Annotated in this window: 10 protein-coding genes; 2 read left to right on the top strand and 8 right to left on the bottom strand. The window is 44.7% G+C overall.

Annotated features, from left to right (window positions below; genetic code table 11):
• Positions 1-86: 86 nt before the first annotated feature.
• Positions 87-563 carry a transposase gene (locus PHV44_02195; protein MDD5592094.1) on the top strand — a complete coding sequence of 159 codons (477 nt, stop codon included), beginning with the start codon at positions 87-89 and terminating at the stop codon, positions 561-563.
• A 55-nt stretch (positions 564-618) separates the two neighbouring features.
• On the opposite strand, the gene PHV44_02190 is transcribed toward PHV44_02195, so the two are convergent.
• The 5 genes from PHV44_02190 to PHV44_02170 form a co-directional block, all read right to left on the bottom strand.
• Positions 619-1,902 carry an alkaline phosphatase family protein gene (locus PHV44_02190; protein ID MDD5592093.1) on the bottom strand — a complete coding sequence of 428 codons (1,284 nt, stop codon included), beginning with the start codon at positions 1,900-1,902 and terminating at the stop codon, positions 619-621.
• A gap of 53 nt (positions 1,903-1,955) precedes the next feature.
• Positions 1,956-4,250, bottom strand: a complete 2,295-nt coding sequence (locus PHV44_02185; GenBank protein MDD5592092.1) for a vitamin B12-dependent ribonucleotide reductase — start codon at positions 4,248-4,250, stop codon at positions 1,956-1,958.
• A 174-nt stretch (positions 4,251-4,424) separates the two neighbouring features.
• A complete protein-coding gene (locus PHV44_02180) occupies positions 4,425-5,453 on the bottom strand; it encodes a LacI family DNA-binding transcriptional regulator (protein MDD5592091.1) in 1,029 nt (342 codons plus the stop codon).
• Between the two features lie 2 nt (positions 5,454-5,455).
• Positions 5,456-6,568, bottom strand: a complete 1,113-nt coding sequence (locus tag PHV44_02175) for a hypothetical protein (GenBank protein ID MDD5592090.1) — start codon at positions 6,566-6,568, stop codon at positions 5,456-5,458.
• The gene (locus PHV44_02170; GenBank protein ID MDD5592089.1) at positions 6,569-7,804 is read right to left on the bottom strand and encodes an ROK family transcriptional regulator; all 1,236 of its coding nucleotides are present in this window, start codon (positions 7,802-7,804) and stop codon (positions 6,569-6,571) included.
• A gap of 225 nt (positions 7,805-8,029) precedes the next feature.
• Between PHV44_02170 and PHV44_02165 the strand changes: the two genes are divergently transcribed.
• The gene (locus PHV44_02165; GenBank protein MDD5592088.1) at positions 8,030-8,512 is read left to right on the top strand and encodes a transposase; all 483 of its coding nucleotides are present in this window, start codon (positions 8,030-8,032) and stop codon (positions 8,510-8,512) included.
• A 63-nt stretch (positions 8,513-8,575) separates the two neighbouring features.
• Here PHV44_02165 and PHV44_02160 read toward each other — a convergent pair whose 3' ends face one another.
• From PHV44_02160 to PHV44_02150, 3 genes are all read right to left on the bottom strand, one after another.
• On the bottom strand, positions 8,576-10,198 hold the full coding sequence (locus tag PHV44_02160; GenBank protein ID MDD5592087.1) for a hypothetical protein: 1,623 nt from the start codon (positions 10,196-10,198) through the stop codon (positions 8,576-8,578).
• Positions 10,199-10,237: 39 nt separating this feature from the next.
• Complete coding sequence (locus tag PHV44_02155) at positions 10,238-11,485, bottom strand: hypothetical protein (protein MDD5592086.1); 1,248 nt, start codon at positions 11,483-11,485, stop codon at positions 10,238-10,240.
• Between the two features lie 98 nt (positions 11,486-11,583).
• Positions 11,584-12,723 carry a hypothetical protein gene (locus PHV44_02150; protein MDD5592085.1) on the bottom strand — a complete coding sequence of 380 codons (1,140 nt, stop codon included), beginning with the start codon at positions 12,721-12,723 and terminating at the stop codon, positions 11,584-11,586.
• Positions 12,724-12,797: the final 74 nt, after the last annotated feature.

Below are 12,797 nucleotides of genomic sequence, written 5' to 3'. Positions count from 1 at the left end.
ACGGTTCTCAATTGCGGTTAAAAGTGTCCCCTTTTTATGTTAGAAATTTATACTTTATGCGTCTATTATATTGGGAGGTGAGAAATATGCCACGAACAGCAAGAATAACTATAGAGAATAGCTGTTATCATATTATCACAAGGGGTAATCAAAAACAATCGGTTTTTAGGAACCCTCAAGATTACGAAAAATACTTAAACATATTAATTAAATACAAAAGACGATATAAATTTAAACTATATTGTTTTTGTTTAATGCCTAACCACGTGCATCTTATTATCGAGGTTGAAAATCCGTTCCTATTAAATAAGATTATGCGTGGCTTAAATTTGAGCTATACCTTATATTTCAATTACAGATATAAAACAGTTGGTCATCTCTGGCAGGACAGATATAAAAGTAAAATTATACATAAAGATGGTTATTTTTTAGCATGTATAAACTATATAGAAACTAATCCTTTGAGGGCGTCTATAACTGCAAACATAAACGGATATCGCTGGAGCAGCTATGTTTTTAGGCTAAAAAATAGTCTGTTTTTAGACGATATTCCTCTTCTCTAGACAATATCTCTGCGGGAGGGGGACACTTTTAGGTTAGTTTGAGAACCGTCCCTGATTAAGTTTGAGCGAATTTTACAAGGAGGGGTATAATTTCCTGGCCGCGTAGTTCCCCTATGGAACCAAGCCGGGCTGTCTTCTCCGAGAAACTCAAGCTGCCATCGGCAGGGATATTGCCCCCGCAAATTAGTAGCGGCACAGGGTCGCTGGAATGGGCCTTGATAGCACAAACAGTAGAATGGTCGGCGGTAACGGCGATAATCGTGTTGGCCATATCTAACTTGGGTAATAAATTAGCGAAGAAAAATTTATCGATTGCCTCGATGATTTCTTTCTTTTTCTGAAAATCTCCGTCGTGTGCCGGCTCATCAGGGCCCTTGATGTGGACGTAGATACCTCCATATTTTTTGATGGAATCCAGCGCTACTTTAGCCCAGACCGGATAATCCACATCCAAGTGTCCGCTAGATGAAGGCACATCTATCACCTCTATTCCGGTTAAAAGGGCAATGCCTTTTTCTACCGGCATCTGCACAAAAGAGCCGAATTTTATATTATAAAGGCCTTCTATCTTGGGGAATTGCGGAAGGTGGTCGCCGGCATCACGGGATAATATGATATTGGCCGGGAGTTTATTCTCGGAGATCCTTTTTTTATTCACTCCCGATTCGTTAAGCACCGGGTGAGATTTCTGCGTAAATTCATTTAACAACGCGGCTGCTTCCTTTGCCTCGCTTACATTTTCATAGCCCGGCATAGGAAGAGACTCTGCGACAAGATTTTCAAATTTTTCTTTGGCTATGCCGAATACCCCCTCGCGCTCATATGCCGGGTCAGTATTGGTAATCCATCCGGATAATTTAGAACGAACGCCCCTGATGACTAAAATCCCCCGGTGGCCGATGGTATTCTTGAATTCAAAGGTAGCGCTGGATAGAGTAACTTTAGAATTTATCTCTTTAGCTAAACTGGTAGCCTCCTCTGTAGTCAAATTCCTCCCTACCCGTCGGTCCTTGATGGTTTTACCGTCTTCTGCGGCAGTAGCGAAATTTACCCTTAGCGCCAGATTGCCATCCTGTATGCTTAAACCCTCGGCAAAGGCCTCCAAGGGGCCCCTGCCTGTATAATATTTACGGGCATCATAGCCCAAAAGGCTGATTACCGCGATATCCGATTCCGGGGCAATGCCTTTGGCGACCGGATAGACAATCCCAGTCCTGCCTTTTTGAGTGAGTCGGTCAAGGTTAGGCGTTAAGGCCGCCTCAAGCGGGGTCTTGTTGTCCAACTCCTTAATCGGGAGATCGCCGAGGCCGTCGAGAACAATATATAATATTTTCTTCATATTCGTAAACTTAAAAAGCTTTAAGCTTACAGCTTAGGACTTACGGCTTTATATCAACACTTCGAAAATCCGCAGGCATGGCATTTAACACAGCCCTCTTCATGACGCAGCGCGCCTCCGCAATCAGGGCAGACGCCAACGATATCTCCGTGCAGGCTGAAATCATCGGAGGCCGTAATCTCATCATGGTGGGAATGTTTCATAGCGATATTCGCGGCCTCTTCTAAAGGAACAGGAATATCCGCCACGCCGTTCAATAGCCTCTTCTCCACTACGCGGGCGATAGCGTCCGCGCAGGAAAATATACGCTGCCCCTTTTCCCAGGAAGGCGAGGGACAACGGATATTACGTAACTGCTCGATAATAGCTTTTACTTCAATGCCGGAACGAAAACCCAGGGAAACTAAACGGCCGATAGCCTCAAGCTGGCTGGCGGCGCAACCGCCGGCCTTACCCATCTGCGTAAAAAGTTCAAAAGGCGCACCAGTCTCGTCGCTGTTTATGGTCACATAGAGGTTACCGCAGCCCGTAGCCACTTTGGTAGTCGTGCCCATGATCACTTCCGGGCGCGGCCGGGGGGCAATCTCTTTTTTGAGCTCTTTCAATTGCTGTTGCGGCTTTTCTGTCGCTTGGCCGACATTCAAGACCTGTTCCTCGCGGCTCTTGTCCCTGTAAATGGTTATGCCTTTGCAGCCCAACTCATAAGCTAAAAGATATGCCTTTTTTACTTCTTCTGCCTTTGCTTCGTGAGGAAAGTTTATGGTCTTGGAGGTGGCATTATGCACGTATTTCTGAAATGCCGCCTGCATGCGTACATGCCATTCAGGAGAGATGTCATGCGCCGTGACAAAAATCCTCTTTACGTCTTCGGGAATCCCTTCAATACCCTGGAGGGAGGATTTCTCGGCAATCTTCTCCATCAGTTCGCGGCTGTAAAAACCCCGTGTTTTGGCAATCTCTTCAAATAAGGGGTCAACCTCAACTAATTTATCATTATCCATTACGTTACGGTAATAAGATATGGCAAAGAGCGGCTCGATGCCAGACGAACAGGGCCCGGCGATTATGCTTATTGTACCTGTGGGAGCAATAGTGGTGAGGGTGGCGTTACGCACCCTCAACACGCCTTCTTTTTTATCGTAAATACTCCCCTTAAAGGCAGGAAAAAGTCCTTTACTCTTACCTAATTCCAGCGACTTCTTGGTTGCCTCGTTTAAAATAAATGACATGACCTTTTCGCCTAGGGCAACTGCCTCGTCGCTGTTATAAGGGATATTTAAACGTATCAACAGGCTTGCCCAGCCCATAACCCCAAGGCCTATTTTACGCGTAAGCCTTGTGGCCTTTTCAATCTGCTGAAGGGGGAACTTATTTACATCAATGAGGTTGTCCAGGAAATGTACTGATAGATGTGTGACTGACTTTAACCTCTCCCAATCAATTTCAAAACGGCCTTCCACCTTTTTATGCATGACGGATAAATTTATGGAACCCAAATCGCAGCTTTCATAAGGAAGTAAATTCTGTTCACCGCAGGGATTGGTCGACTCAAACCTTCCTAATTTTGGCGTGGGATTAAAATCATTCATCCGGTCGATAAAAACAACCCCCGGTTCTCCGTTCTTATGCGCCTGCTTGACGATCAGCTCAAATACATCTTTGGTATTAATGCGCTTTACTACTTCTTGCGTGCGAGGATCAACCAGGTCATAATCTTCGCCCTTTTCCAATTTCTTCATAAAATCTTCGGTGATATTGACCGAGATATTGAAGTTATTTATGTGTTTATCGTTTTCCTTGCAGGTAATGAATTCCAGGATATCTGGATGGTCCACCCTCAGGATTCCCATATTCGCTCCGCGACGGCTACCCCCTTGTTTCACTGCTTCAGTTGCCGCGTCATAAACCTTCATAAAGGAAACTGGCCCGGATGCAATCCCCCCTGTTGTCCTTACTACCGAATTTTTCGGGCGCAGCCGCGAAAAAGAAAACCCTGTCCCGCCTCCTGACTTGTGTATCATGGCCGTCGCCTTAAGGCTTTCAAAAATAGAATCCATTGAGTCTTCAATAGGCAAAACAAAGCAAGCGCTTAATTGCCCTAATTCCTTTCCCGCATTCATTAAACAAGGTGAATTGGGGATAAATTCCAGTGCTGCCATAATACGGTAAAAAGATTCCTCAAGGGCCTCTACCTCTTCTTCTTTTTTGCCGTAAGATTTATCTGCCGCGGCAATGGCCTTGGCGACGCGGCGAAACATCCCTTGCGGCGTCTCAATGGCCTTTCCCGCTTCGTCTTTACTAAGGTATCTTTTCTCCAATACCTTTAAGGCATTCTCCGAAAGTGGCAGCGTCATTTTATCCTCCATATTACATCAAATATTAAGACTAAAAAAATAAAAACCCTGTAAGAAAATATAACACTCTTGTATTTGCCTGTCAAGAAAAAAATACAATATATAGTATTAGTTTGCTACTGGCATACAACATTTTGTATTAAACGCGACGGGGCCTTTAAAAAAACTCTAAGCAGAAACCGGGGCCTGGCAAGATTCTCTGATTACCAACTCTGCCGGCAGAAGAACTTTTTTTGCCTTATGGGGCTTATCTTTACGGGAGAGCAAAAGGTTCAATTCCTTGACACTCTCCTCTGCCATTTTAATCAGGGGCTGTTTCACCGTGGTTAAAGCTACCGGCCCATAAAGCCCCGAAGGATTATCGTCAAAACCTACAATGGATAAATCACGCGGAATCTTACGGCCTAATTCCGCAGCTACTGCCATCACTTCAAGAGCCATGGAATCAGAGGCGATGAATACCGCAGTAGGAGGCTCATCCATCTTGATTAATTTTTCTGCCGCAAGCCTGGCCTGCCCGCGCGAATAATCCGTCTTAAATACATAGTCCGGCCGGAATACAATTTTATTTTTTTCCAAGGCCTGCTTGTATCCTTCAAAACGCCAGGCGGCTGCCTGAGTGATTAAGTCACCGGTAATATGCGCTATTTTTCTATGGCCCAGGCCAACTAAATAATCCACCGCTTCCCGGGCGCCTCCTATATTATCTATAGCAATACAATCGACCTCTAGTCCTTCCACATAATTATTGATTACTATACAAGGTGCCCCGGAATTAAAGGTATCTTCAAATTGTTTTTTATTACCGATGATATCGGCAAAGATTATCCCGCCTACGCCCTTTAAATTCAGCGGGGTATGCGCGTCGGTCAGGTGCAGCAATAAATCCAACTTCAATGCCTCGCAAAGCGTGCCGATACCGCGTATCAACTCCAAGGCATAATAGGAATAAAATATCCCCTCATAACGCGGTATGACCAAGGCCACCACATTGCTCTTACCGGTGGCGAGGCGTTGCGCAAAAACAGAAGGCTGGAAATTAAGCTGTTTGACTGCCTCCAGCACGCTGATGCGGTTACTTTCTTTAACCGAAGGGAATTTATTGATGACGCGCGAGACGGTAGTAATAGATACCCCGGCCATACGCGCTACGTCTTTTATGGAAACGGTTTTAGAAGGGCCTTTTTTAATCCGCATATTTACCTGACTGTATCGCCCACTTGGGGATTCGAAACTTCCTCTTTTATATTACAGGCTGAGATGCTTTCGCGCACCTGGATGACTTCAATAGTAGCAATAGGGCTTGCCCCCCTATACACCTGCATGGTGTTACCTACCTCTATGCCGGCGCTGCGGCCGAGATTAACTACCACAAAATTATTCTCTCTGTTTACCGTCAGGATCGACCCCCCTGAATATGCTTCCTTACCTTTATCCCTGCTGCGCGCCACAGGTATCTGCGTATCGGGGCTAGCGGCAGATGCGGATACGCCGCTTGACTGTAGACGAACAATAATAGGCGGTAATTCTACAGATTCTTTTGTCGCGGGCGGCGGCGTACTGCCCGCACGGCTTTCAATACGGGTGGGCTCTGGATGTCTGTCCATAGTAGCCTTTTCTGCCCGCAGCTCTTGAAGCTGCCCCTCTAATTTATTCCGTTCTTTATTCAGCGCCCTTAACTGTAATTTCAAGATTTCATTTTTGTCTCTTAACGGTTTTAAGGCCTCCTCAAGTTGAAAACTATCCTTATTCTTTTGGACAAGCTCTAAGGCCATGGAATCAACTATATCCTTCTGGCTGGCCAGTTCCAACTCTAAGTTCTTTTTCTCCTGACGCAACCGCTCATTCTCGCCCTGGGCAGTTTGTAACTGGCTATATGTTTTTTCTAATTGCGTTTCTAAATCCGCCTTGGCCTTAAGAATGCCAGCCCAGTAACTATCTTTATCACTTAAGGACAATGGCTTCTTTTGCTCTTCTTTAAGGGCCTCCTGGGTTTTTATTTTTTCTATCAGCGCTTCTTTTTCTTTAGCAACTGCTTCATATAGTTCCTGAATATCCGCCTTTTCTTTCTTCAGGCTTTCCCTCTCCTGAGAAACCTGCGCCAAATCGTTACTCAAGGCACTAATTTTATCCCCGAGTTGCTTATGATTCCTGGCCGCTTCGTCAATCTTTGCGGACAATACTCCGTTTTCGTTTCTTAAGGCGTTTATTTCTATCTCTGTGGATTTTTTAGCCATATAAGCCTGCAGGTTAATCAAGAGGCTGATAATCAATGAACCGATTAAAATAATGAGGATAGTTTTTATCTTCATTTACAATATCCCGGCGAAGACCTTCTGGGTCAGGAGGCTGCCTGCGCCTGTAGCCACTGCGTTCTCCCTTAACTGGGAATAAATAACTTTCAGGTCTTCGGTCGCCTCCCGAAAGGCCCACTCCTTTATGGTCAGGTTGACCTTGGCGAGAAATTCCTCGCCCGCGTCCTCTAACCCGCCGCCGATCATGACCACTTCCGGATTTAATAAATTTACCAGATAGGCAACTTTTATCCCCAGCCTCCTGGCTGCCCTGTCTAAGGCAGCGCGGGCAATGGCGTCATTACTGCGGTTAGCGATAAATACGCTTTTTAAATCCACGTTATTCATATTGCTGGAGGTCAGCTCAAAGAATTCTTTAGCTAATTTGTGCTCTTTGGCCAACAACAGCTTAACATCTTCTATGATCCCCAGGTCCATCTCCCAACGCTTCATAAAACAACCGCGCGCCTCAGCACACTCAAAGAGGTCCTCTTCTTTATAATTATAAATAGAGACCTCCCCGGCATAACCCTTGGCGCCGCTATAGATTTCTCCGTTAATGATGATCCCGCAGCCTACTCCGGAAAACATATAGATAACATTTTTATATACGCCTTTTAAATTCAGCCAATATTCGCCAAAACAGGCGCAGGTGGCGTCGTTCTCCACTAACACAGGCAGGCTGAATTCTTTCTGGATCAGGTCCAGGATAGGCACGTCCACCGACGCATAAGTATAATGATGGCCGGTTTTTTGCGGCCAATGGATAGAGCCGTTTTGTTTGTTTACCAGGCCCGCAAGGCCTATGCCTATGCCTTTGATATTAGAGGTATATTCCTTGGAACGCCGCAGGATTTCACGGATAATCTCCAATAAACATTCGGTGACTTCTTTAACCGAAGGCTCAGGCCTGACAATCTGGGTCTTGGTAATAATATTGCCCTGTAAATCCATTAAAATACCGACCATATTCACCAGGTTCAGACCTACTCCTATTATATACCCGCCTTCGGCATTCAAGGCCAAAAGGGCCGGGGGCCGGCCGCCTTCTGAGATATCCAGCTCTTTTTCAAAGACCAGCTTGCGCCTGATAAATTCGTCTACATAATTGGAGATAGTGACTACGTTGATACCTAATTCCTTGGAGATATCCGGCCGGCTTAAGGGGCCGCGCCTCCTTAAGGCCTCCAGGATATCAATACTGCGTTTTTCTTTTTCGGTAAGATTATTTTTTTGCAAATCGATGGGATACATCTAATCTTTTTGGTATTGCTGCGGGGATTTTTATCTTATTTAATGCTTGCTTAAACTTTATTTATACTACTAACCGGAATATAAGTCAAGGAAAGAATTATCGCACCTGGTGCGATTTCAATCGGGCACCTGGTGCGAATTTAAGATTGTACCTGTCCCTTTTATAATTTTTCTGTTAGAAAACCGGTATCTCTGCGTCTATTATAATAGAAGGAGGTGATTGGAATGAGTAACGTAAAGAGGCTTTTGATAAAAAATGCCTGCTATCACTTAATAACAAGGGGCAACCAAAAACGGGAAGTCTTTAAATGCCGGGAGGATCATCTTTTTTATCTTTCACTTTTAAAGAAATTCAAGCGAAAACATAATTTCCGGGCATATGCTTATTGTCTCATGCCTAACCACGTACATCTACTCGGCGAAATGGATGACCATTTATTGCTATCTAGTTTTATGCACGATTTAAATAGGGCCTACACCCTCTATTTTAATAATAAATATGAGGAAGTCGGCCATCTCTGGCAAGGTAGATTCAAAAGTATGATTATCACTAAAGATAACTATTTAATCGAATGTATAAACTATATAGAATTAAATCCATTAAAAGCGGGTTTGGTAAAACAACTTTCGGAATATCCGTGGAATAGCTATAATGCACGGGTATTAGGTAAGGATGACGGGATTCTCAATCAATTATTTCTTCTTTAATCCGGGAGGGACAGGTACAAGATTGATTCCGCACCAGGTGCCCGATTAGATTTGCACCTGGTGCTAATCGATGTCTAGTATTACGATGCCTCTGTCTATAATGCCTGAAGGAGAAGCTACGACTAAACTTATGATTTTAGTGCCGGCCTGGTTGTAGGCAGTATCAAATGCCTGCTCCTGCGTAGCAGGTTGTGTCGCCCCGAGCTCGCCTGACCAGAGATATTGTATTTCTACCTGCATGCAGCCGCTTTCGCCAGCATAAGTGCTAGTGCTGAAGTTTATGCCTTGGCCTTTCCTGGCTTTAGCCAAAGATGCCTTTAAATCCAGCTTGGTCATATCGAAAATTTTATATTCGTCTTTTAAGGAAAGGTCTAAGAACGTCTTAAGATTATATTCCAACGGCTTTGCCTCTTCTATCTCTTTCAGCCTCTCCCTAGCCAATGCCGTGGTCTCAGGGAAATTCTCGCCTGCTTTCTCAAGCAGTTGACGATAATAACCCTTGGCCTTTTCTAAATCATTCTCCCACTGGCTAAGTAATCCTAATTGGTATAAACTCAAGATGCCCCCCGGGGCTAATGGCTCCTTCTGCACCAATATGCTAAAATAATCCCTGCCTGCTTTTATATCCCTTAATATATAGGTAGAGATAATGCCCGCCTTGAGATTCGCCTCATCAGCATAAGCGCTCTTAGGATAACGCTGCAGCAAATCCAGATAAAAATCTTTTGCCTTTGCGTATTCCTTTAATGTCTGCGCATTGAAAGCGCGTAGATACTTCAGCTCTTCACTAAAGGCATCCTTTTTGCCTATCTCCTCGATCTTGGCAAATATCTTCTCGGCGTAAGCGGCATCTTTTGTCCCATCCTCCCGATAGGAAAATTTCCGGGCAATATCTATCAGCGCCAACAGGACCCTATCTTTTGGAGATTCTTTACTGATACGCTCTATATAAGCATCAAAAAGGGCCTCGGATAACTCTAAATTACCTTCCTGATAAAATCCTAAGGCAATATTCTCCAATTCCTTGTCTTCCTTAACCGAAGCGATTAACTTCTCTACATAAAGCCGGTACAACTGCCTGGATTCGTTTTTTTCCGCGTAGGCTAAAAGTTTATCCGCAACATCTTTTATGGGCTTGGGGTTTTGCGTATCTTTGGCATACTCCGAGGCGGTATTCAATAAGTCAGTAAATGCGGCATCCGCAAAAACATCCTGCTGGTCCTTATGGAACTGCCACAAGAGAAGCTTAGCATAAAGATTCAAGGCTTCTTTAGCGTTCGTAGAAGCGATTGTATTCTGCAGGCCTAAGTTGAGTTCATCCCTATAGGTATTACCTTTATTAAAATATTCGTCCCAGTTCTGTGTCTCTTCCAAATATTTAAGCTGGGAATAGCGGCTTAAGGCAGTGTAATAATTTACGAAGGGCGCTGAGGCCTCTTTTTTCGTAAGTAAAGGGCCTAAGGATTCTATAAATTCCGAATATTTATTCTCTTGAAAATATAAGTTCTTTAATTCCTCAAAGGGCGCGTATAAATCCGTGTTTGTTTTCACTTCAATAATCTGTTGCATAAGCGCGGCTGTTTTATCGGCGTCCTGGGCGAATAAGCTGTAAGCTGTAAGCTGTAAGCTGTAAGCAAAAATAAATATCAAAAATGCTTTGATAAGTTTATATTTTATTTTTCTCATTCTTTTTTCCTTTTCGGCCTAAAGCTTAGGACTTATAGCTTACGGCTTTTTATTTTTGGCTTTTGGCTTCTCAACGGGATTCTTCCAGAACTCCCTGATGACATAATAGCTTTTTTTGGGGATACGCTTATCGATGCCGCCCTCTAAGTCCTGCGAGAGGGCCACAATACCGAAATACTCTTCGTTCATATTCATATTATTGGGCGCCTGTATATCAAAATAATAACTGCCGCTGGACCAGCCGGCTTCGGTATTATGCATCTTCCAGCCTTCGGGGTCGCCTTCATTATGTTTCCACCACTCGTCTGTCCATTCAAAGATTGCGCCTCCTAAACAATTGCCCGCGCCTTTTTTATTCCGGGCTAAGTTTTCATAAATCTGGCGCCACTGCGATTCTAAGAAGAAGGCCTGCATGTTCTGGTCCTCTACATTTTTGTGGGCATTGTAACTGTCTGCGCCGATCTCCGATAACAATATCGGCTTATCAAAGGATAACTTCAAAGACTGGAAAAGATTACCAAAGGTCTTGCCCCGGTAAATAATGCAGGCAACCAGGTCTATATCCGGGCATGCTTTGTTGGCAATATCCAAACCTATTAATTCTCCGTTACCCAGCGCCACCGGATGCTCTGGGTCTATCTTGTGTATCTCTTTTGCCAACTCGTTCACAAAAGAATAATAAATATCGGCGCGCATGAGGCATTTTTTCTGCGGGTCAGGCTCCTTGTCTATTCCATCATCCGACCAGGGATTAACCCTGCCCCAACAGGAATAATTATTTTCATTACCCAGAATCCATAAGAGCAGGCCCGGCTCATCCTTGTATGTAGAAACCATAGCCAGGACCTCTCCCTTTATCCTATCCTGGAAGCCTTTATCCGCGTAAAGCGGGCAGGGATATTCCCAAAAACCCAGCCAATGCCCGAGAATAGTGCGGATACCGTAACGTTCGTATAAATCGCGGATGACCGTCTTGACCTCTTCGGCATTCTCATGGACCTGATAGAGCCTGACAGTATTCGCGCCCATCTCCTGCATTAATTTTCCGTCTATAAGCCAAGGTTTATTGGAGTCTGACCACCAATCGTATTCGTGGTTCGCTCCGATGGGGATAGGATTATAACAGACGCCTCTGACCACATAGGGCTTACGCTCTACCATTAACTGGTAACGGCTATTTTTGAGTTTTTGAATATAGACGCTCGGCCTATTAGCCGGAGCACAGGATATAGCCGTTAAGACCAAAAAAAATACGGCAATAATGAATGTAGCGTTTAATTTCTTCACTGCATACTGCATATAGAGGGACGGTTCTTAGTCCAATCGGAGAAGTGTCCCCTTATGGGGACACTTCTTGCTTTGGCTTGAGAACCGTCCCTAGGGTTTTATTCGTACTTAATCTCGTCTAAATAGAAAGTAGCACCTTCGGGGTTAACGTCAACATTTGTTGACCAGCAGAAACCGCCGATGATGTAAGACATATCCTTGCCCTTTAAGTCAATGGTATATTGGGTCCAGGTTTTATCCAGGATCACAGGCCCGATCACAGCAGTATCTGAATCGGAAAACTCTCCCATTATACCGCCTAACTTAAATTCTTCTATCCTCTCGCCGCCTTTTTCTCCGCGTGCCCAAAAGGTAAGCTTGGTAGCGCGGGAAAGGTCATAACCTGCATCCACTGTCCCCCAGTTGTTGGCGGGATTCTGCCAGTATATACCTGCCCAGCGCGCGCCCTGAGTGGCCTTGCCTGAATAAATTATCTTTACGCAGGTATCGCCTAAGTAAGGGTCTTCTTTAGAGGCATTATCGTATCTTAAGTCGCCATAATCGCCTACCCATCCAGAAGGGACGAAGTGATTATTTATGGAACCCCTGTCGGCGTAGACATAGAAAGGCATATTATCCTGTTTCCTAGCTTCGGGTTTCATAGAGGTATCTGCCGAAAATTTTATATCATCAAGGTAGAAGGTCATGCCATTAGGGTTTAAATCCGCGGTAGTCACCCAGCTGAAACCGCCGTTAAGATAAGATAAGTCGCGGCCGGCCAGATTGATGGTGTATTCTGTCCAGGTATCCGTAAGCTCAACAGGGCCCATTTCCACGACTGTTGAATCCGGATATGTACCTTTGATGCCGCCTACGACAAACTTCTGGATGATCTCACCGCCCTTTTCCCCGCGCGCCCAAAAGGTGAGCTTAGTCATCCCGGTCAAATCAAAACCGCCCTTTTTGCCTCCCCAGTTGTTCGCGGGATTCTGCCAGTAAATGCCTGCCCAACCCTGGCCTTGAGATTTCTTGGCCGTATAAACGAACTGGATACAGGTATTGCCCGAATGCGGATTGGCCGCGGCCTGGTCGTTTATCTTGATGTCGCCATAGTCGCCTATCCAGCCTGCGGGAATATAATGGTTATCCCTGGAACTTTTATCGCTGTAAACCACAAATTCTTTAAGTTGCTCTTCTGCGTAAATGCAAGCAGGAACCAAGAGCGCCAACGCCAATAATACTACTAATAACTTCTTCATCTCCCACACCTCCTCTTTATTTTTTGTTTACACCAGGTGCAAATCTAATCGGGCACCTGGTGCGGAATTAAGAT

This window comes from Candidatus Omnitrophota bacterium, assembly GCA_028717245.1.
Taxonomy (GTDB): domain Bacteria; phylum Omnitrophota; class Gorgyraeia; order Gygaellales; family Profunditerraquicolaceae; genus JAGUYA01.
This window is presented reverse-complemented; position numbering and strand designations above follow the sequence as displayed.